The sequence below is a fragment of the Microcoleus sp. genome (assembly GCF_049646505.1).
GTDB lineage: Bacteria > Cyanobacteriota > Cyanobacteriia > Cyanobacteriales > Microcoleaceae > Microcoleus.
This window is the reverse complement of record NZ_JBARVX010000495.1, coordinates 1-19,702: the sequence shown is the minus strand read 5'-3', so window position 1 is coordinate 19,702 and position 19,702 is coordinate 1. Positions and strand designations below refer to the sequence as shown.

Sequence of the window (19,702 nt, the reverse complement as noted above, 5' to 3'; positions counted from 1 at the left end):
CTCAGATATTTATGAGGACTAATATCAAATCCGGTAGCATCGGAATGATTCAGATATATATTCTCTCCCTCTGTGTACTCTGTGTTCTCTGTGGTTAAATCATTCCGATCCAACCGGAAACGATATCATCCGATAAATATGATTTTTATGAACTAAACCAATGAATTATATGAATTGACCTTACTGGAAACCTATTGAATAATAGAAATCAATAGCTACTCAGTAGGAATCATATTATGAATAAACGGCATCTCAAAAAAATAACTTATTTCCTCACTACATTATTTGCCGTATTTCTGGTCACAATCACTCATGCAGCCGCCCAACAACTACCGTTCTACTGGGAGAATATCAACGTCCTAATCGACGTTCAGACCAACGGAGATATGTTAGTCACCGAAACCCAAAAATATGTATTCACAGCCGACTACAACACTGAACGATATCGCTATATTCCTTTAGATAAGGTCGATGAAATTAAAGATGTCACCGTTGCAGAAAATAATCGCATAATTCCCAGTAGCACTGGAACTGAAAACAATCAACTTTGGATTCGTTGGCAACATGAATTAAAACCGCCAGACTCGCATACTTTTGTCATCAAATATCGTGTTGTAGGTGGATTGCAGTTAGATGGTGGAAATACTCTAGTTTATTGGAAAGCCATTGCAGCAGGTCGCAAAGCACCGATTAATACTGGAAAAGTTACGGTGCAATTACCAGAAGCTTTGTCAGGTAAAGTTGTATCGTTTACGAATTTTGGTACAGCAGCAGTTCGTCGTCAAATAGATCCTAAAACATTTGATTTTGTGGCAAGTCAGGCTATTCAACCGGAACAAGAATTAGAAGTGCAGATTGCATTTCCCCAGTCAGTTCTGAATATACCTCAACCTGGTTGGCAACAAAATGGTAAGCAATCTCAATCTACTTTGGAAGAAGAAGGCTCTTTCATAGTGAACGCAATCAATGCTTTTATAAGTTTATTGCTGTTATCTCCTTTGGCACTTTTATTCATTTTCTTCATTGTACTAATTATAGGCTCCATTAAGGAGGATATCAATAATCGACGCTGCCCTGACTGCAAAATGCCTAAGCTCAAACGGACTTATAAAGTTTTGTTGAAGCCTACATATGCCAGTGCAGGAAAGCAGGAAGTTACCCGCGACTGTCAAAACTGCTCTTACTATCACAAGTATGAAGCAATAATCCCAGTCTTGAGCAATGATAGTGATGGCGGTGGCGGTGGCGGTGGCGGTGGCGGTGGCGGTGGCGGTGGCGGCGGTGGTGGTGGTGGTGGCGGTGGCGGTGGCGGTGGTGGCTAATATCAACGGGAGTTACGCATCACAACCTTCATAAACCGGGTTTTTACTGAATATGCGGGCTGTAACGAAGTATTTCGGAAAAAACCCGGTTTCTGGTCACTCGCCCGCCCGTCAGTCCGCCAGGGAATGAATTCCCTGTCTAATAGCTAAAGTCCTCTGAAGAGGACTGAAGAACTGATTTCTACTCGTTCCCAGGCAGAGCCTGGGAACGCAGATAGGCGAGGCTCTGCCTCGCATTTTCCTGCTTGCAAACGAGGCAGAGCCTCTAGATATCGGTTCCCAGGCAGAGCCTGTGAACCAGTAATTTTGTCAATGCTTAAAATCTGATATTTTGTGGTACGAACGATCGCACTCCCGACAAAATCATATTCCAAATATGACTTTTATGAACATAATTCATGACTTTAATGAATTGACCTCAACAGAAATCTATTGAATACTGATTGTAGTTAACAAATTTCCCGTACATTTGAGCTTTAAGCAGGTTAAAAACTATGACTAAATCACGTTGGTTTCGCAAACTTTTACCCTTAGCAGTATCTTTCGCAACCGCGATCGCAGCGGCAGGCACTTTTGCCCCACCAACTCGCGCTCAAACCAATCCGCCGCCTCCGCAACCCCAGGAAGTTCAACTACCCTCAGCAGAAGGATTTAGCATCCCGATTTGGATTTATCCCGTAGGCGCAATTTTCCTAATTTTCATCTTTATTCCCAAAATTGGCTGGACTTTGGGCTTAATTGCGATCGGCGAACGAGAAGTGGGAATTGTTGTCAAGAAATTTTCCCGCAAAAACTTGCCATCCAGTAGATTAATTGCTCTCGATGGCGAAGCAGGTTTGCAAGCAGATACCCTGCCTCCCGGCTGGCATTTCGGTTATTTTCCCTGGCAATATAGCGTTCGCAAAGAACCTGTTGTTGTAGTTCCTCAAGATGAAATCGGGTTAATTATTGCCAATGATGGAGCCACCATTCCTCCCGATCGCATTTTAGGCAAAGTCGTCGATTGCGACAATTTTCAAAATGCCCGCAAGTTTCTCACCGACGGTGGAGAAAAAGGACGGCAACTAGCCATTATCACAACTGGTATTTATCGGATTAATACGGCTGTATTTGAGGTGATTACTTCAGCTAATGCCTCTGCAAAGGGTATGCAGCCGTCGCAACTTCAACTGTACAAACTTGCTCCCGATCGCGTGGGAATTGCCAACGTGCTAGACGGGATTCCGATTGATGAAGGTGAAATTGCCGGGCCGATAATTCCGGGTCACGACAATTTCCAAAAAGCGCAATCTTTCATCAAGGGTGGCGGGCGCAGGGGCTTGCAAGAACAGGTGATTTTATCGGGTTCCTGGAACCTCAATCCCTGGTTTGTGCAGGTTGAACAGGTAAAAATGACGGAAGTGCCGATCGGCTATGTCGGCGTCGTGATTTCCTATGTGGGGCGATCGCACCAAGACGTAAGCGGTGTGGCTTTCACCCACGGAAATCTCGTCAACAAAGGCGATAAAGGCGTGTGGGTAGAACCGCTTTATCCCGGCAAACATCCGATCAATACAAAAGTGATGAAAGTCGAACTTGTTCCCACTACTGATGTTGTTTTAAACTTCACATCGCGGTTCAGCGGCGAACACGGCTACGACTCGAAATTAAGCGCTCTCAAATTGCTTTCTTTTGACGGATTTACCTTTGATTTAGAAGTTTTTCAAATTATTCATGTCGGTACTTTGGATGCGCCGAGAGTGATTTCGCGGCAAGGTTCGATGCAGAATCTGATCGACCAAGTGCTGCGTCCAATTGTGGGCAATTACTTTCGGAATTCGGCTCAAGAATATACGATCCTCGATTTTCTAATCGCGCGCAGCGAACGCCAAGCAGAGGCTGCAGAACACGTCCGTCAAGCCTTACGCGCCTACGACGTGCAGGCTGTGGACACGCTGATCGGTTTGATTTCACCGCCGCCGGAGTTAATGCAAACATTGACCGATCGCAAAATTGCTCAGGAACAAGAAAAAACCTACGAAGTACAGCGGATTTCAGAGTCGCAGCGTCAAGAATTGGTGCGCGCAACGGCGATCGCCAACATTCAAAATCAGGTGGTGGCGGCGGAAGAAGGGGTAAAAATTGCCCAACTAAATGCAAGTGCTGCGATCGAACACGCAAGCGGTGAAGCAGAAGGAATTCGGCTGATGGGACAAGCAAAAGCGGATGCTTATCAAGTTGGTGTCAACGCTCTCGGTACGCAGAGTTACACGCTGTTGCAATTGATGCAGGCGGTTTCGGATGGTAGCGTTCGCGTTGTTCCCGATGTCACAGTCAACGGTAACGGCGGTAGTGGGGGTTTGTTGGACGGTTTGATGGCAATGTTGCTGCGGAATGAAACCAGTAAAAATGGAGATAATGGAACACAATCACCTGTAATTAATGTCAAGAAATCTAAGTCTGTTGTTCTGGAAACTGTGGCAAAACCACCAGTAGTAAATGTGCATTCGGTGGAGTCGGTGGAGTCTATGAATTCGTTGAAATCGCAGGAGTCTCCTAATCATTCACCATTTCCTCAGTATGGGGTTGTTGCTGAAACTGATATTGATTCGGCATTTGGTGAATTGTTAGATATTTGAGCTGAGTGCAGTTTGTAGAGAGGACGGTTGTCCTCTCTAAAGGCTTTTTGTCTAAAACTTTGCTGTTCAGAGAATTAGAGGTGCCAAATTATGATGTTTATAGCTATGCAGAAATACGTGAATTTGTCAAGGTTGATGGTGGTAGTTGCTTTTAGTGCGATCGGTCTAGGATCGTGTGGAAATATATTTTTCCCATCAGTCGCACAGACGCAGCCGGGAAACAAAACATTTGGTGATTGGTGTCGCGAAAAAGCTTCTTTAAGTCCTGAAGCTAAACATACTGTTGAGGTACTTTTAGAAAAAGCAGGGACTACTGAGTGCAATGCAGCTAATCAGAAACTTTCCAGTATCACAGAACTCGACCTCAGCGACAATAAAATCACTGACATCAAACCATTGCAATCCTTGACTAAACTGGATTGGCTCCACCTCATCGACAATCAAATCAGCGACATCAAGCCCTTGCAATCTTTGACTAAACTGACAAAACTCGGACTTGGCGGAAATCCAATTTCTCCCAAAACTTGTCCTCTCAAGCCAGAGTATATCTGTAATTGGGAATGACTACCTAAACCATAAAACTTTACAGTTCTGAAAATTAGAGGCACAAAATCATGACATTTACAGTTGGACACAAACACATGAATTTACCAAAGGCGATCGCACTTACTTATAGTCTCCTCATCGCCCTAGCATTATTATGAATTTGGTTGCTTTTTCAAGAGCCATCGATAATGTCTCGAATTTGATTGGCTGGGATGTCATCTTGGTCTGACTTCGAGTAGATAACGACGAGTAAGATGTAGGTATCACCGCTGAGTTGATAGATAACTCGATAGCCACCACTTTTGCCCTTTTGGATGTCGCTATTTTTCAGGCGAACTTTGAATAGGGTGTAGCCAGTTCCGGGGATTTGGTCGCCGATGAAGTTGCCAGACTGTAGCTCGTCAAGTAGCGGTTTTAGGTCGGTGCGGATGCTACGATAGCGTTTAATAAGGGTGCGAAGTCGTGTTTTGAACTCATCGGAAAAGACAAGCTGGATTTGGGGTGTCTCGTTAGTCATCAATGCCATCCCACAGTTCGGAAATAGGGTGTAATTTGCCTTCTTTAATTTGCTGGAGGGATGTACGGAGGCTGGCTAGGACGAGTTCGGCGGGCTCGTCATCGATATCTGCGGGCGGAGTGACGATATTGCGATCGATTAATAGTTGGTAAAAGTCGTCCACAGACATTAAAGCGAGTTGAGCGGCTTGATCCAGACGGAGGCCGTGTTGCTGATAAAGTACGATCGCAAGTTCGAGTCGCACATCAGCTTCAGTCAAGGGTAGATTGTCGGGAAGGGCGATCGTAATTTGCATGATTTAAGGTTTAATTTCAGAGATATAAGCCGATCGCACTTATGGTTGCACACAAACACATCAATCCACCAAAGCCGATCGCACTTACTTGTTCTACGATCCTAGCATTATCGGGAAATGCACATTGCAAAAACTCCTGAAACTTTTGTGGGGTGGGCATCCTGTCCGCCCGCAACATCCAAATATGATTTTTATGAATTTAAACTAATGAATTTATGAATTGACTTGCATAATTAAATAATGGATTATCTTAACAAGACCCCTTTAATTAGAGCAAAGATAAAGTTATGAAACCAACATCAGAAAAGCTGGAAATGCAAGAAAAATCTGCCTTTAGGATGCACCTAATTGTTGGGGGAAGCTTTTTCGTCTTTGGTTTGTTTTTGGGCGGTTTGTTGAATTTATTTACCTTGATTGGTGTGCTTTTGGTAATTTTCGCACAGATTGAAACCGTTACATTTGATAAAAACCTCGGTTATCTGATTTTCAAGCACCAACAACCGTTTATTTGCAAAACACAAATTATCAAACACCTGCTGCAAGATATTTCAGGTGTGGAAATACAAAAGTTAGAGGATAGCGAGAGTATTAAGTATCGCGTCTGCCTCGTGCTATTTTCAGGAAAGCGGTGCGTTCCTCTAACTTCATACTTCAGCACTGGTTTTGCAGACAAGCTGAAAACAGCCGAAGTCATTGCAACATTTCTGAATATTAAAAATTACGGTCTAGAAGGCTTTCCCAGGCAGCCAACTCTCAGCGAAGAAATGCAGTGGGAGACGGTAGAGGAGGAAATTGTCCACTGGAAATCTGCGATCGCAACTGATTCAAATGATGCTGATGCCCGCGTGAAATTGGCATTTGCTTTGTTAAAAAAAGACGAAATTAAAAACAAAGAACAAGCAATTGCCTACCTTAAACAGGCGGAGAACGTATTAAAAAGTCAAGGCTATCACGACGATGCAATGTATGTAGCCAAGATTTGGGAAACTATCTGGTGGAGGCTGCTTAAAACTTGAATATTTTGCGTTTCACTTGCAGGGAAAATTCCCCCGCGTTTGCCCCGATTGAGGGTAGGCGCGGGGCACTACCCTACAAATTTTGTGAATAATTTAGGATTGCTATAGGTTGAAATAGCAAGATTTTAAGATACAATAAAATGAGTAGATTAAAGGAGAGCCTTGTAATATGATCGCGCAAGTTGAAACCAAAACCTACACTGCCCAGGAATATCTCGAAGCTGAAGTCAATTCTCTGGACCGACATGAATTTATCAATGGGGAGATTGTTCTGATGGCTGGCGGCACACCGAATCACAATGAAATTACTACTAATTTAATTTTTGTGCTGAAACTGGGGTTAAAAGGCAAACCATATCGGACTTTTAATTCCGATCAGCGGCTTTGGGTTCCCCAGCTTAATAATTATACTTATCCAGATGTGATGGTTGTGGCGAAACCAGTCGAGTTGCAATCGGGACGGACAGATACAATTACCAATCCTGTGTTCATTGCTGAGGTGCTGTCTAAAGGTACTAAAGCTTACGATCGCGATGAAAAGTTTGCCGCCTATCGCAGTATTCCGAGTTTTCAGGAGTATTTATTGATCGACCAATATCGGCTTCAGGTGGAACAATATTCCAAAACTGATGCGAATAAATGGATTTTTTCGGAATATGGCAGTACGGGCGATCGATTGACTTTAACTTCTATTGGTGTGGAGATTTCGCTGGCAGATTTGTATGAAAATATTGAATTTTGTGAATAGGCGAAAAGTGCGATCGGCATTAGGGTAAAATGTAGTAGTTATCTATGAGAGTATTCAACTCATGAAGCTCAATGACTAAACCTATTCAACTTCAATTGTTCGACTCAATACCTGAATCTCACGAAACTACTCAATCGAGGATTATCAAAGAGAGAACAGGAACTTTCACCGACAATATGAAATTACCTGTTCATCGCTGGTTTCGCTATTCTGCGGGATTCTCAGCAGCTTGGGTAGAAAAAGTCATTACAGAGTTAGAACCTCAAACTATCCTCGATCCATTTGCAGGGTCTGGTACTGTTTGCATCGCCGCAGATAAACTTAGGATAAATTCTTATGGTATTGAAGCACATCCTTTCGTTTATAAGCTTGCCAAAGGAAAACTTGCCTGGATGGTACATATTCCTGATTTTTTGGCAGCAGTTACTGAAATTAAGAGTTTGGCTGTAAATCTTCAGCAAAATCTTCCAGAAAACATTCCTGTATTGCTAAGTAAATGCTACACAGATCGAGCTTTAGTAGACATTTTTAAAATTAGAAAAGCTTATCTTGAAATAGCCCCTTCTTTATCTGAAGAATTGCAGTATCTCATTTTTCTAGCCATTTGTGCCATTCTACGTCCATCAAGTCATGTAGGTACTGCACAGTGGCAATATATTCTCCCTAACAAACGCAAAGCTAAGACTTGTGAACCCTTCGATGCGCTAGAAAAGCAGGTTGCTATGATGCAAGAAGATATGTATCAAATGCAATTTATCACTAGATCGACTCAAGCTACTTTGATTAAAGAAGATGCCAGAAACTTAAAAAGCATTCCCGATCGTTCAATAGATTTAGTGATTACTTCTCCCCCTTATGCCAACAACTATGATTATGCAGATGCTACACGTCTTGAAATGACCTTTTGGGGCGAAGTTAATTCTTGGAGTGATTTACATGAGACAGTGCGTAAATTTCTAATCCGTTCAAGTTCACAGCACGTTTCCAAAGAGCGACTTAGCTTGGATACTCTGATGAATGAATCGATTATCGATCCGATTAGAGACGAGTTGCTCCCTATTTGTCAAGAAATGGAAATGATTCGCGGAACCAAGAGTGGCAACAAAGCATATCATACAATGACTGCTGCTTATTTTACAGATATGGGATTTGTATTTAAGGCACTTCGTAGAGTTGCAACATCTGATGCCAAGATTTGCTTTGTAATCGGAGATTCTGCTCCCTATGGAGTGTATGTTCCCGTTGAGCAGTGGCTCGGAAAACTGGCTGTTTCAGCAGGGTTTAATTCCTGGTATTTTGAACATATTAGGGAGCGTAATATCAAATGGAAAAATAGAAAACATAGTGTCCCGCTACATGAAGGTAGACTTTGGATAGAAGGTTAATTTATGGCAGAATCCTCATCACACAAATTTGGACAGGAACTAGGCAAACTTATTGAAGATATCGTACTTAACGATATTCTAAAACCTAGGTTACAACAGTTTGTAAAAACCAAAAACTACTACCTCGATTGGCAGCGGACTCGTCCAGCTAGAAGTGGTAAAAAAGTTACTTGGAAAGACAAATATGAGAATAAACACGATCTAGATTTTGTAATTGAGGTCGATGGTAACGATACCCAGCTTGGTACACCTGTGGCATTTATCGAGTGTGCATGGCGTAGATATACAAAACACTCAAGAAATAAAGCTCAAGAAATCCAAGGCGCGATACTACCCATCGTTGAGCTTCATAATTTGTCAGCGCCATTTTATGGTGCGGTATTGGCTGGAGAATTCACAAAACCAGCTTTGGATCAACTTAGAAATAATGGATTTGCCATTATTTATATTTCCTATCCAAATGTGGTAGCAGCATTTCAAGAAATTAATTTGGATATTGCATTTGATGAAACAACTCCAGACACAACCTATACCATAGCCTCAAAATATTTAACCGAGCTGAATATTTCAGATAGAAAGAAGCTAGGAGAAGCTTTTATCTCAGTTTCAAAACAAGAGGTCGATAGCTTTATGGATACGCTGGAAAATACCCTTGAACGTTACATTGAAAAAATAATTATCATCCCACTTTTTGGTACAAAACACGAGTTTAAGAGGATTGATGATGCACTAATAGAGCTAAATACCCTTGATATCGATAGTCCAAGTGGTGGGTTTGACAGATTTGAAATTATTGTTGATTACAACAACAATGATACAATCAGAGCAACTTTTCACAACAAAACTTTGCTTGCAGATTTTTTGATAAAACTGAAAAGTTGACATCAGCAGATTTTAGATTAATACCCAGAGTCCCGACTTCTTTAAGAAGTCTGGCTTCTAATACCGATCGCATTTATCGACTTCTACTCTATTCACTAACCGCCCCTGAATGCCTCGCCCTGACTAACAAACCGTGTTTCGGGGCAAAAATCATCGCCAACACAAACAACAGCGTTTGCAGTACCACAATACACCCGCCCGTCGCACCGTCAATGTGATAGCTGATATAAGTTCCCATCACGCTAGAAAATACGCCAGAAGCCATCGCAATCAACATCATGTGGTCGAAGTTATCGCTCAATAAATAGGCGGTTGCTCCCGGAGTCACCAACATTGCCACTACTAAAATAATCCCGACTGTTTGCAATCCTGCAACTGCGGTGAGCGATAGCAAAGATAGCAGCACGTAATAGAGAAACGTGATATTTAAACCGATCGATCGCGCGTGAGTCGAATCAAAACAAAACAAAATTAAATCTTTGCGTAAAACTGCCAACGTCACTAAGGTTATGACACTAATAATTACAGTTTGAACAATATCCGCATCGGAAATGCCTAAGACATTGCCAAATAAGATATGCGTCAAGTCGATCGAACTTCTGACTTTAGAAATTAACACCAAACCAAAGGCAAAAAATCCAGTAAATACTAAACCGATTACCGTATCTTCTTTGATGCGAGTTTTCGCTTTGATAAAGCCGATCGCAATTACGGAGCCCACACCAAAAACAAACGCCCCCACCGCCAAAGGAATATTCAGCACATAAGCAATCACAACCCCCGGCATCACCGCATGGGAAACCGCGTCACCCATCAATGCCCATCCTTTCAAAGTCATGTAGCACGAAAGCGCCGAACAAACAAGCCCGACTAAAGCGCTAATTAAAATCGCTTTTAGCATAAATTCATACTGCAACGGCGCGGCAAACCACTGAATTAAATCCATTATTTTTTCTCCAAATCGACTTGAGTTAACTGAGATCGGATACCACAATCAATCATCATATAGGGGCGGGTTCGCGATCGGGCATTAGACGTGCAAACCCACCAAATAACCCTTTGTTGACATTGCTGCAATATCTCAGGTTGACCGACTTTTTGTAGACGAAAAATTGCCAACGGAACCCCCAAAAGTTCGCGAAAGATTTTCCTCTGTAAACACATCAGAGGTATTGCCATAGGCGAGAATGCTGCGATTAATTAACACTACTTGGTCGCAAAAGGTAGTAATAGATTCTAAATCATGGGTAGAAACGAGAATTGTATGTCCTGTTTGACGCAGTTCCATCAACAAATCAATCATCAATTTCTCAGTTTTGATATCGACTCCAGCAAAGGGTTCATCCAGCAGCAAAACCGTTGCCTGTTGCGCCAGAGCCCGCGCAAAAAAGGTGCGTTTCTTTTGTCCGCCGGATAACTCTCCGATTTGCCGATCGCGCATCGGCCACATTTCCACCCTTTCCAAGCTTTCTCGCACCACTTGTTTGTCGATAGCTCCAGGAATCCGCAACAGATTCATGTATCCGTAGCGCCCCATCATCACCACATCGCGAACATTCACCGGAAAATTCCAATCTACCTCTTCCGACTGAGGCACATAGGCAACCAAATTGCGTTTTTGCACTTGACGAATCGGCAACCCATTAATTAAAATGCGTCCGGTGTTTGGCTTCACAAACCCCATAATCGCCTTGAACATCGTCGATTTTCCCGCGCCATTCATCCCCACCAAACCGCAAATCGTCCCCGCTTTGAGTTGCAGCGAGGCGCTGTGCAAGGCGACTTTGCCGTGATAGGCAACTGTCACATTCTCAAGATTGATGCCGATTTCATTCATCTTTTGTATTTCCCTTAAGTAACTTTACTTAATTAAACGTAAGATACAGATGGCTAAAAAGCTTGCTGTATGAGAATTCTTCCTTCTTCCGACGGACATCGGACTGATGACGTTGGACGGAAAGTTCGGGGGGACAGCATTAATAACTAATGACTAATGACTAATGACTAATGACTTCTTCCTTACTTTCCCTGTAACCCTTTTATCAAAGTATTGACATTATATTCAAGTAACTTAAGATAGGTTGATGCTGGGCCTTCCGCTGGAGAGAGGGAATCGACATAAAACACCCCGGCAAATTTTGCGCCTGTTTCCTTGGCTACCTGAAGCTGTCCTTCGTTGCTGACGGTACTCTCGCAGAATACAGCAGGTATTTGGTTTTCTTTGACTGTATTAATCACCCGTTCGACTTGTTTCGGTGTGGATTGCTGTTCGGCGTTGACAGGCCAAATATAAACTTCTTTCAAACCGTAATCGTTGGCAAGGTAAGAAAAAGCGCCTTCACAACTTACTATGTAGCGTTTGTCCGGGGGAATGGCTGAAATCGCTTGTTTGAGTTTTTCATCGATCGCCCGAATTTGTTCACTGTATTTTGCCGCATTTGCATCATAGGTTGCAGCATTAGCCGGATCGATATTTCCTAAAGCTTTACGAATATTATCAACATAAATCAAAGCATTTTTGGGCGACATCCAAGCATGGGGATTTGGTTTACCTTGATAGGCATCGCCAGCAATATTAACGGGTTGGACTCCCTCGCTCAAAGTAATGTGAGGAACCTTGGGAAAACTGTTATAAAATCGAGTGGCCCAGCGTTCTAAGTTCAAGCCGTTTTCCAAAATTACATTGGCACTTTGTCCTCGTTTTAAGTCGCTGGGTGTGACTTCGTAGCCGTGAATTTCCGCCCCAGGTTTGGTGATGGATTCAACAGTTGCCTTGTCACCGGCGACGTTCTGAGCCATGTCTGCCAGCACCGTGAAGGTGGTGAGAATGACTTTTTTGTCTTTGTTTCTCAAATCGCCGGCTGTTGGGCCTGAAGCAGGATTTTGGTTGGTTTGAGGCTGGGTCGTCTGAGTGTTGCACGCGCTGAGACAAACTGCCAGCAACAGCCCGAATCCTAGGAGATGATGTTTTTTCCTAGGGGGAGATTCCGGGAGGGGGAGAGGGAAATTTAGGGTAATTTGACGGTTTTTCCGCATATCTTCAAAAATTCCAAGTGAACTTCGCTACAGTTTGCTGCTGGCGGTACGATCGACCGCCGCTATTTTTCATAATCGTTTCATTTTTGACTTTACCACAAAATCACAAAGAATGAAAGGATTATGAAAAATGGATGAATGCGGGCCCGTGCAGCATCAGTCTTGTGTCAAAGAGCTCAAATAGTGCTAGTATCTCGCCTGGTCGATCGGCTGTGATGGCGAAGGGCGATCGAACCTTTGGGGGAAAGTTGGGTGAAAATCCGGCGCTGTGGGCCGACTGTAATGGGACGATCGTATGGTTAGTTAGATTGAGATTTTTTTGACCGCAGATATCAGCAGATAAACAGAGATGAACGCTGATGGAATTTTGAGATTTTGATGTCAATTTGTTGCAAAAGTTTGCTTTTTTGGCAGTTCAGTGTTATGAACAAATATGCAAGGGCTGGGAAGAATTTTAACCCTCCCGGAAATCCTTAAATTAATCTAATTTTCTCAATGTCGAAGCAAAAATCAATCTCTATTTCTAAAGTGACTCGCTACCAAAATGCGGCGCTGAATTACTATTTGGGGTTGACGGATTCGCCGTATCTTCATTACGGTTATTGGAAATCTCTACCTGTGCCGGCTGAGGATCTCACTATCGGGCGGCTGCGTTTTGCTCAGCAAGCTTACACAGATAAACTTTTGGATTTTATTCCTAAAGGTACTCATAGCATTCTGGATGTTGGGTGCGGGATTGGCGGAAATGCGGCTTATTTGCTCGATCGCGCTTTTGCAGTGGAAGGGCTAGCACCAGATCCGTTCCAACAACAGCGCTTTCTTAAGTGTACGGGCGATCGGGCAGTTTTTCACCTCACTAAATTTGAAGATTTTCAAGCCACCCATTCCTACGATTTGGTTCTCTTGAGCGAAAGCAGCCAATATATGTCTGCTGTCGATATAGCCAAAGGTGCGGCGGCTGTACTCAATCCTGGAGGCTATTTGCTGCTTGCGGATATGATGCGATCTAATCCTAATTATACAGAAGGAATGTTTTCTAACTGTCATGTTGTCAAAGAACTTAATACTGCCTTGTTGCAAGCTGGGTTCGCGTTAGTAAAAACTGAGGATATTTCGACTCATATTTTACCGACTATTGATTTGTATGTCGATAGTTTTCGCAGGTATGGACTCAACACAATGATCTATGTTGCGGATTTGATTTCGATCGCGGTTCCGCCCATCCACAAATTCCTGCGCTGGATATTTCGCCGCTGGTTTAAGAAATTGGTGGTTGAAGGATTGGAGGCGAGTAAACTTTTTGAGCGGCATTTGTGTTATGAAATTCAACTTTGGCAGATAGAAAACCGGGCGGTTGAAACCGCGTCTATACAGACAAAACCCGCCTCCGCGGGTTGAAGAAAAAGCCGTTAAAATTACGTTATCTTATTCAGTCTGCGGAGGCAGACTTCCTTTGTAGAGACGCGGTTTCAACCGCCATCTTATCTAATTACTAATATAGCAATCCTAAATCATTCATGAGGATTTGTAGGGGTAGTGCTACCCCTACTCCCCGTGCCTACCCCTATCTATCGGGCAACCACGGGGGGATTGCCCCTACAATAATTATGCAAATCATTTAGGATTGCTATATATGTCTCAATCAATTCTCGAATTCGATCGCACTTTTTACCAATATCCCTGTAATTCGCGACCGACAATTCAAAATTTAAGCCTCAAAGTCCCGGCGGGGAAGCGCTGCGGGCTGATCGGTCAAAACGGCTGCGGCAAAACCACCTTTTTTCTGTTAGCAAATGGTTTGTACCAACCGCAACAGGGAACCGTGCGCTGGGAAGGCGAACCCTTTCGCTACGATCGCAAATCCTTGACAAAACTGCGCCAACAAATCGGACTCGTCTTTCAAAATCCCGAACATCAATTAGTAGCTTCCACGGTAGAAGAAGATATCTCCTACGGGTTGTACAATCTAGGTTTGGCAGAATCGGAAATTGCTCAAAAGGTGCAAGAGGCGATCGACCAATTCGATCTAAGCGAGCTCGCCCGCGAACCAATTCACAACCTCAGTTTAGGACAAAAAAAGCGCGTTTCCATCGCCGATATCATGGTACTAAAACCGAAACTGCTGCTGCTAGATGAACCTACGGCTTATCTCGATCCGCGCCACACTAACCAACTCATCGGTTTGCTGCAACAAATTCATGCAGCCGGAACCACTATCCTTTTAGCAAGTCACGACCTCGATTTCATCTACCGCTGGGCTGATTGGGTGTTTGTGATGGATCGCGGAAAATTGATTCTAGAAGGAACGCCGGAAGCTGTTTTTGCTCAGCGAGATGTCTTGGAACAATTGCAGCTTGGCGTACCGCTGGCGATCGAGCTGATGGAGCAAATAAGGGCGATATTTGAGAAAGATAGTAGCTCACAAATCCCCGCTTTCGAGGAATTGCAACAACAAATTTTAGACGCGCGACGGCGGCTTTAATCTTCAACCCACGGAGGTGGGTTTTGTCTGTATAGACGCGGTTTCAACCGCCGAGTCTTCAGAATAGTGCATTAAGTGCGATCGTACCAACTTTGCAGCGCCAAGCGGTGAACTTCGCGCCAGCTAACATTTTTCACTCGCGCAATTTCCGCACAATCTTCGTATTCCGGCTGCACGTTAACAATCGTTTTTCCAGACTTAGCAACTTTTATTTGCACTTCGCCGTACTCTGTTGTAACTTTCTCGATTTCTCGATCCAAAATCGTTCTTTGTTGAGTCGAGATTCTAATTCCCAGAGTAGTAGTCTCGCGAAAGATAACTGCTTCGCAAGCATCCTGAAATTCGGGATGACAAATCGCAGTTAACAAAACCCCCAACCGCGACTTTTTCATCACAATTGGCGCAGTAAAAACATCCAGAGCTCCGGCCGCAAACAAAGCATCAAAAACATAGCCGATCGCCTGCGGACTCAAATCATCAATTTGCGTTTCCAAAACCGCAATAGTTTCTATGGAATTGGTAATTGGTAATTGAAAATCGGGAATGGGGAATTGAGTATTGTTTAAAAACTTCCCTCTTCCTTCTTCCCTCTTTCTAACATCCGTTACATCCGTTACAGAATCCGTTGCCGAACTTCCCTCTTCCTTCTCCCCAATCCAGAGGCGCAAAATATTAGGAATTGCCAGATTTCGAGAACCCGCACCCAATCCGATCGCCCGAAGCTGCATCGGCGGCGGCGGGCCAAAAGCAGCAGCGAAAGTACAGGCGATCGCAGTTCCCGTAGGAGTGCACAATTCGCGATCGATCCCGTTGCTATAAACCGGCACTCGGTGCGTTTCCCACAACCGCATCACAGCAGGCGTGGGCACAGCCAGCTTACCGTGGGCGGCCTTCACCGTACCCCCACCAGTCGGCATCGGCGAAAAGTAAAACTCGTCAATATCCAACCAATCCAAACCCAAACAAGTACCGACAATATCAATAATTGCATCCGTAGCCCCCACCTCGTGAAAGTGAACCTCGCTTGCGGGGATACCGTGTACTGCCGCCTCTGCATCTGCCAATTTGCCAAATACGGCCAAACTCCAAGCTTCCACGCGCGGAGGCAATTTTGCAGAGACGATGATTTGCTCAATTTCTGGCAAATGGCGCTGATGACTGTGGCTAATTTCGGCATCTGCTTCGCCGTGACTGTGAGAATGTTCTTCCCCGTGATGGTGGTGGTGGCGGTTGTCGAAAGTTGGGGATTCAGTTTCCGAGGGATCGAGGGCGGAGTCAGCAGCCGGATTGTTTGATTTTAAGGGCAAATCGGCAGCTATATCGACATAAAATTTAGTTGCTTGTTGAGTATTCCGGTGGACTAATTCCGCCCGCAATTGGTACTCAGTCGAAATGCCGAGTAAGTTGAGTTTTTCGATTAGGTAGTCTAAGGGAACGCCCGCGTGGAGTAGGGCTCCGATACACATATCGCCAGCAATGCCGGTGGGACAGTCAAAATAAGCTATTTTATTCATTATTAGCAATTAATTTTCAACATTGATTGTTTTAGCACATTTGGCGATCGCCCACTTAGCCTACAAAATCTTAACATGGCAATTATTTACGGACTGCATCCAGTTGCACCCCAAAAAGACAGGATCGAAAAGATTGCAAAAGCTCTCAAAGATGGAGCAGTGATGCTTTATCCCACAGATACAGTTTACGCGATCGGCTGCGATCTCAACTCCAAATCAGCCGTAGAACGAGTCAGGCGGATCAAGCAACTATCCAACGATAAGCCTTTAACGTTCCTGTGTTCCTCACTGTCAAATATCACCGAGTATGCGAGTGTCACGGATGAAGCATATCGAATTATCAAGCGGTTAATCCCCGGCCCCTACACATTTGTGCTACCAGCTACCAAGTTAGTACCCAAATTAGTAATGAGTCCAAAACGCAAAACCACAGGTATTCGCGTTCCCGACCACCCGCTTTGTTTTGCACTTGTGGAAGCCTTGGGAAATCCAATTATTTCCACATCCGCTCACATTACCACTGATGATGAAGGTGCAGCAGCAGCGCCGTCTGGAAAAGAAGAAAGCTTTGGCAAAGCTGAACTTTTTGATTGTTTTTTAAAGTTAGTAGATATCATTGTCGATGATGATTCCGATCCCGGTTATCAAATTTCTACTATTCTCGATTTAACAGAAAGCGAACCAACTGTTGTTCGTCGCGGCTTGGGATGGGAAGCAGCCGCTGCTTGGGTAAAAGATTAAGATTTGTAGTGTCAACTTAAGAAGACTGGGCGGTTGAAACCGCGCCTATACAAACAAAACCCGCCGACGCGGGTTGAAGAACTGCCTGTTAAAATTACGGTATTATCTTCAGTCCGCGGAGGCGGACTTCGTTTGACAAGACGCGGTTTCAACCGCCGTCTTATCTTCAGTCCGCGGAGGCGGACTTCGTTTGACAAGACGCGGTTTCAACCGCCGTCTTATTTAGTCCAAATCGCACGGAACAAACCTGCTAACAAAACTAACTTAAGCCTCTACCTTAACTCCTTTCCAAAAAGCAACATATCCTGCAATATTTTTAGCAGCATCTTTTGGAGTTGGATAGTACCAAGCAGCATCTTTATTCACTTCCCCGCCTACTTCCACACTGTAGTAACTAGCAACACCTTTCCAACCGCAAGTAGTGTGAGTGCTGCTATCTTTGAAATACTCGCGGTTGATTGCATCCGCCGGGAAATAATAGTTGTTGTCTACAACTTCGCACTTGTCGCTCTCGGCCAAAACGGCACCATTCCAAATTGCTTTCGGCATCGGTTTCTCTGGTTAAATTTAGATTCTCAAATATTGTAACTGTATTTGTGCTCAAAAGACCTAGAATAGGGTAGAAGTCAACAACCAATTACTGCAAATGTCAGGGTCGAATCCGCCAACATCTCTCGCGCCCTCATCCCTCGAACAATCCCTCAAACATTTTTTTGGGTATGACTCTTTCCGCACCGGGCAGCGGGAAATTGTCGAAGCTGCTTTACAAAAACGCGATATGATGATTGTCATGCCGACTGGCGGTGGCAAGTCTTTGTGTTTTCAATTACCTGCACTGTTGAAACCGGGATTGACGGTGGTTGTTTCGCCGCTGATTGCTCTGATGCAAGACCAGGTGGAAGCTTTGCAGGATAATGGCATTGGGGCGACTTTTCTCAACAGCACTTTGAGCGCGATGGAAACCCGATCGCGCCAAACAGCAATTCTCGAAGGTAAAATTAAATTGCTCTACGTTGCGCCCGAAAGATTGTTGGGCGAAAGATTTTTGCCGTTTTTGGATATAGTAGCAGAAAAGTTGGGAATTTCGGCATTTGCGATCGACGAAGCCCACTGCGTTTCGGAATGGGGACACGACTTTCGACCAGAATACAGGCAAATGCAGCGAGTGCGCGATCGCTACCCAAACATCCCCATTATGGGACTCACCGCCACCGCCACCGAGCGCGTCCGCCAAGACATCATCCAGCAGCTAAATCTGCGAAATCCCTACATCCACGTCGCCAGCTTCAACCGCCCCAATTTATACTACGAAGTTCGCCAAAAAACCAAACACAGCTTTGCCCAAGTTTTGCAAATCATCCAAAAAAAAGGCGGTTCAGGAATCATCTACTGTCTCAGCCGCAAAAAAGTTGACGAAGTTGCCTACAAATTGCAACAAAGCGGCATCCAAGCTTTACCCTATCATGCCGGCATGAGCGATGGCGATCGCACAACCAACCAAACCCGCTTCATTCGCGACGACGTACAAGTAATGGTAGCAACAGTCGCCTTCGGCATGGGAATCAACAAACCAGACGTGCGGTTTGTAATTCACCACGACTTACCCAAAAATCTCGAAGGATACTATCAAGAATCAGGCCGCGCAGGCCGAGACAACGAACCATCCCACTGCACCTTATTTTTTGGATTCGGCGATGTCAAAACCATCGAATACATCATCGAACAAAAACCAGACGAACAAGAACAAAGAATAGCCCGCCAACAGTTGCGGCGAGTAATTAACTATGCAGAATCCAGCGAGTGCCGCCGCACAGTCCAATTAAATTATTTCGGCGATTCATTTCCCGGCAATTGCGGCAATTGCGACAACTGTTGCCACAAAAAACCAGTAGAAGATTGGACAATAGAAGCAATGAAATTTCTTTCCTGCATCGCGAGATGCCAAGAGAAATTCGGCATGAATCATATTATCGACGTACTGCGCGGCTCAAAAAATCAAAAAGTATTGCAATACCAGCACCAGCAACTTTCTACTTACGGCATTGGCAAAGACAGAAGTGCAGAGGATTGGAAAAGGTTGAGCCGTTCGCTGATCAATCAAGGTTTGTTAGACGAAAAAACCGACGGTTTTCCCATCTTAAAACTCAACGAGAAAAGTTGGGAAATCATGAAACGCCAGCGCACTGTTGAAATTGCCATAGAAGCACAGCGGGAAGTACAGGGAAGAGTGCGGTCTTTGGCTGTAGAAGTCGAAGGTTTATTTGCCATACTTCGCACGCTGCGAAAACAAATTGCCGACGAACAATTTGTGCCGCCTTATGTAGTTTTTGCAGATAGAAGCTTGCGAGACATGGCAGAAAAACGCCCGCAAAATCTTGCCGAATTTGAGGAAGTTTACGGCGTGGGCAGCAACAAACGAGATAAGTACGGCAAGGTTTTTTTAGAGGCAATTCACACTTTTTGCAAAGAACAAGGATTGCCCACAGGTGCTGCACCTTCTGATGTGGTTAATCCTCCCAATCTTGCTAATGTTCCGTCTTATTCGCAGATGCAAACCTGGGAATTATACCGACAAGGTTTGACAGTTCAAGGCATAGCCA

The 19,702-nt window shown here is 44.2% G+C and carries 20 protein-coding genes; 12 read left to right on the top strand and 8 right to left on the bottom strand.

What is annotated here, in order from left to right; translation table 11 throughout:
- The first annotated feature begins 236 nt into the window (after nucleotides 1–236).
- The 3 genes from WBA89_RS23770 (at nucleotide 237) to WBA89_RS23760 (ending at nucleotide 4,504) form a co-directional block, all read left to right on the top strand.
- On the top strand, nucleotides 237–1,322 hold the full coding sequence (locus tag WBA89_RS23770) for a DUF2207 domain-containing protein (RefSeq protein WP_424409902.1): 1,086 nt from the start codon (nucleotides 237–239) through the stop codon (nucleotides 1,320–1,322).
- A gap of 494 nt (nucleotides 1,323–1,816) precedes the next feature.
- Nucleotides 1,817–3,940 carry an SPFH domain-containing protein gene (locus WBA89_RS23765; RefSeq protein WP_424409900.1) on the top strand — a complete coding sequence of 708 codons (2,124 nt, stop codon included), beginning with the start codon at nucleotides 1,817–1,819 and terminating at the stop codon, nucleotides 3,938–3,940.
- A gap of 90 nt (nucleotides 3,941–4,030) precedes the next feature.
- Nucleotides 4,031–4,504: a leucine-rich repeat domain-containing protein gene (locus WBA89_RS23760; protein WP_424409899.1), complete on the top strand. Its 474-nt coding sequence runs from the start codon at nucleotides 4,031–4,033 to the stop codon at nucleotides 4,502–4,504.
- Between the two features lie 154 nt (nucleotides 4,505–4,658).
- Here the strand turns inward: WBA89_RS23760 and WBA89_RS23755 are convergent, their stop codons facing one another.
- Genes WBA89_RS23755 through WBA89_RS23745 form a run of 3 tightly spaced genes read right to left on the bottom strand, consistent with a single transcriptional unit; the run spans nucleotide 4,659 to nucleotide 5,458 of the window.
- Entirely contained in the window at nucleotides 4,659–5,003 is a 345-nt protein-coding gene (locus WBA89_RS23755; protein ID WP_424409897.1) for a type II toxin-antitoxin system RelE family toxin, read from the bottom strand.
- Nucleotides 4,996–5,298, bottom strand: a complete 303-nt coding sequence (locus tag WBA89_RS23750) for a UPF0175 family protein (RefSeq protein WP_424409896.1) — start codon at nucleotides 5,296–5,298, stop codon at nucleotides 4,996–4,998. Before WBA89_RS23750 ends, WBA89_RS23755 begins: the two co-directional genes overlap by 8 nt.
- A 16-nt stretch (nucleotides 5,299–5,314) precedes the next feature.
- Nucleotides 5,315–5,458, bottom strand: coding sequence for a hypothetical protein (locus WBA89_RS23745; RefSeq protein ID WP_424409894.1), 144 nt, complete (start codon nucleotides 5,456–5,458; stop codon nucleotides 5,315–5,317).
- 127 nt (nucleotides 5,459–5,585) lie between these two features.
- Between WBA89_RS23745 and WBA89_RS23740 the strand changes: the two genes are divergently transcribed.
- From WBA89_RS23740 to WBA89_RS23725, 4 genes are all read left to right on the top strand, one after another.
- Nucleotides 5,586–6,314 carry a tetratricopeptide repeat protein gene (locus tag WBA89_RS23740; protein ID WP_424409892.1) on the top strand — a complete coding sequence of 243 codons (729 nt, stop codon included), beginning with the start codon at nucleotides 5,586–5,588 and terminating at the stop codon, nucleotides 6,312–6,314.
- A gap of 169 nt (nucleotides 6,315–6,483) precedes the next feature.
- Nucleotides 6,484–7,062, top strand: coding sequence for a Uma2 family endonuclease (locus WBA89_RS23735; RefSeq protein WP_424409891.1), 579 nt, complete (start codon nucleotides 6,484–6,486; stop codon nucleotides 7,060–7,062).
- A 71-nt stretch (nucleotides 7,063–7,133) separates the two neighbouring features.
- Nucleotides 7,134–8,447, top strand: coding sequence for a DNA methyltransferase (locus tag WBA89_RS23730; RefSeq protein ID WP_424409889.1), 1,314 nt, complete (start codon nucleotides 7,134–7,136; stop codon nucleotides 8,445–8,447).
- 3 nt (nucleotides 8,448–8,450) lie between these two features.
- The gene (locus WBA89_RS23725) at nucleotides 8,451–9,329 is read left to right on the top strand and encodes a hypothetical protein (protein WP_424409887.1); all 879 of its coding nucleotides are present in this window, start codon (nucleotides 8,451–8,453) and stop codon (nucleotides 9,327–9,329) included.
- An 88-nt stretch (nucleotides 9,330–9,417) separates the two neighbouring features.
- Here WBA89_RS23725 and WBA89_RS23720 read toward each other — a convergent pair whose 3' ends face one another.
- The 3 genes from WBA89_RS23720 to WBA89_RS23710 all read right to left on the bottom strand — a co-directional run bounded on the left by WBA89_RS23720 (nucleotide 9,418) and on the right by WBA89_RS23710 (nucleotide 12,365).
- On the bottom strand, nucleotides 9,418–10,275 hold the full coding sequence (locus WBA89_RS23720; RefSeq protein ID WP_424409885.1) for a metal ABC transporter permease: 858 nt from the start codon (nucleotides 10,273–10,275) through the stop codon (nucleotides 9,418–9,420).
- Between the two features lie 135 nt (nucleotides 10,276–10,410).
- On the bottom strand, nucleotides 10,411–11,166 hold the full coding sequence (locus tag WBA89_RS23715; protein ID WP_333420344.1) for a metal ABC transporter ATP-binding protein: 756 nt from the start codon (nucleotides 11,164–11,166) through the stop codon (nucleotides 10,411–10,413).
- A 182-nt stretch (nucleotides 11,167–11,348) separates the two neighbouring features.
- Entirely contained in the window at nucleotides 11,349–12,365 is a 1,017-nt protein-coding gene (locus tag WBA89_RS23710; RefSeq protein WP_424409883.1) for a metal ABC transporter substrate-binding protein, read from the bottom strand.
- A 164-nt stretch (nucleotides 12,366–12,529) separates the two neighbouring features.
- Between WBA89_RS23710 and WBA89_RS23705 the strand changes: the two genes are divergently transcribed.
- From WBA89_RS23705 to WBA89_RS23695, 3 genes are all read left to right on the top strand, one after another.
- Entirely contained in the window at nucleotides 12,530–12,688 is a 159-nt protein-coding gene (locus tag WBA89_RS23705) for a hypothetical protein (RefSeq protein ID WP_424409881.1), read from the top strand.
- Nucleotides 12,689–12,860: 172 nt separating this feature from the next.
- Nucleotides 12,861–13,763 (top strand): SAM-dependent methyltransferase, encoded by a 903-nt coding sequence (locus tag WBA89_RS23700; RefSeq protein WP_424409880.1) that lies wholly within the window; start codon nucleotides 12,861–12,863, stop codon nucleotides 13,761–13,763.
- A gap of 235 nt (nucleotides 13,764–13,998) precedes the next feature.
- Nucleotides 13,999–14,847, top strand: a complete 849-nt coding sequence (locus tag WBA89_RS23695; protein ID WP_424409879.1) for an energy-coupling factor ABC transporter ATP-binding protein — start codon at nucleotides 13,999–14,001, stop codon at nucleotides 14,845–14,847.
- A 71-nt stretch (nucleotides 14,848–14,918) separates the two neighbouring features.
- Here the strand turns inward: WBA89_RS23695 and larC are convergent, their stop codons facing one another.
- Nucleotides 14,919–16,361, bottom strand: a complete 1,443-nt coding sequence (gene larC, locus WBA89_RS23690; protein WP_424409877.1) for a nickel pincer cofactor biosynthesis protein LarC — start codon at nucleotides 16,359–16,361, stop codon at nucleotides 14,919–14,921.
- A 75-nt stretch (nucleotides 16,362–16,436) separates the two neighbouring features.
- On the opposite strand from larC, the gene WBA89_RS23685 reads away from it, so the two are divergent.
- A complete protein-coding gene (locus tag WBA89_RS23685; RefSeq protein ID WP_424409876.1) occupies nucleotides 16,437–17,102 on the top strand; it encodes an L-threonylcarbamoyladenylate synthase in 666 nt (221 codons plus the stop codon).
- A 264-nt stretch (nucleotides 17,103–17,366) separates the two neighbouring features.
- Here the strand turns inward: WBA89_RS23685 and WBA89_RS23680 are convergent, their stop codons facing one another.
- Complete coding sequence (locus WBA89_RS23680) at nucleotides 17,367–17,651, bottom strand: DUF427 domain-containing protein (RefSeq protein WP_194012269.1); 285 nt, start codon at nucleotides 17,649–17,651, stop codon at nucleotides 17,367–17,369.
- Nucleotides 17,652–17,748: 97 nt separating this feature from the next.
- Between WBA89_RS23680 and recQ the strand changes: the two genes are divergently transcribed.
- Nucleotides 17,749–19,702: DNA helicase RecQ (gene recQ / locus WBA89_RS23675; protein ID WP_424409873.1), on the top strand; the 1,954-nt coding region annotated here is incomplete at its 3' end.

Excerpts from the sequence above, each read along its gene's own strand:
- WBA89_RS23715 (WP_333420344.1), bottom strand. The coding sequence starts at position 11,166 with ATGAATGAAATCGGCATCAATCTTGAGAATGTGACAGTTGCCTATCAC.
- WBA89_RS23680 (WP_194012269.1), bottom strand. The coding sequence starts at position 17,651 with ATGCCGAAAGCAATTTGGAATGGTGCCGTTTTGGCCGAGAGCGACAAG.
- WBA89_RS23755 (WP_424409897.1), bottom strand. The coding sequence starts at position 5,003 with ATGACTAACGAGACACCCCAAATCCAGCTTGTCTTTTCCGATGAGTTC.
- WBA89_RS23730 (WP_424409889.1), top strand. The coding sequence starts at position 7,134 with ATGACTAAACCTATTCAACTTCAATTGTTCGACTCAATACCTGAATCT.
- WBA89_RS23765 (WP_424409900.1), top strand. The coding sequence starts at position 1,817 with ATGACTAAATCACGTTGGTTTCGCAAACTTTTACCCTTAGCAGTATCT.
- WBA89_RS23695 (WP_424409879.1), top strand. The coding sequence starts at position 13,999 with ATGTCTCAATCAATTCTCGAATTCGATCGCACTTTTTACCAATATCCC.
- WBA89_RS23725 (WP_424409887.1), top strand. The coding sequence starts at position 8,451 with ATGGCAGAATCCTCATCACACAAATTTGGACAGGAACTAGGCAAACTT.
- WBA89_RS23760 (WP_424409899.1), top strand. The coding sequence starts at position 4,031 with ATGATGTTTATAGCTATGCAGAAATACGTGAATTTGTCAAGGTTGATG.
- WBA89_RS23770 (WP_424409902.1), top strand. The coding sequence starts at position 237 with ATGAATAAACGGCATCTCAAAAAAATAACTTATTTCCTCACTACATTA.
- WBA89_RS23750 (WP_424409896.1), bottom strand. The coding sequence starts at position 5,298 with ATGCAAATTACGATCGCCCTTCCCGACAATCTACCCTTGACTGAAGCT.
- WBA89_RS23710 (WP_424409883.1), bottom strand. The coding sequence starts at position 12,365 with ATGCGGAAAAACCGTCAAATTACCCTAAATTTCCCTCTCCCCCTCCCG.
- WBA89_RS23720 (WP_424409885.1), bottom strand. The coding sequence starts at position 10,275 with ATGGATTTAATTCAGTGGTTTGCCGCGCCGTTGCAGTATGAATTTATG.
- WBA89_RS23745 (WP_424409894.1), bottom strand. The coding sequence starts at position 5,458 with ATGCCCACCCCACAAAAGTTTCAGGAGTTTTTGCAATGTGCATTTCCC.
- larC (WP_424409877.1), bottom strand. The coding sequence starts at position 16,361 with ATGAATAAAATAGCTTATTTTGACTGTCCCACCGGCATTGCTGGCGAT.
- WBA89_RS23700 (WP_424409880.1), top strand. The coding sequence starts at position 12,861 with ATGTCGAAGCAAAAATCAATCTCTATTTCTAAAGTGACTCGCTACCAA.
- WBA89_RS23685 (WP_424409876.1), top strand. The coding sequence starts at position 16,437 with ATGGCAATTATTTACGGACTGCATCCAGTTGCACCCCAAAAAGACAGG.
- WBA89_RS23735 (WP_424409891.1), top strand. The coding sequence starts at position 6,484 with ATGATCGCGCAAGTTGAAACCAAAACCTACACTGCCCAGGAATATCTC.
- WBA89_RS23740 (WP_424409892.1), top strand. The coding sequence starts at position 5,586 with ATGAAACCAACATCAGAAAAGCTGGAAATGCAAGAAAAATCTGCCTTT.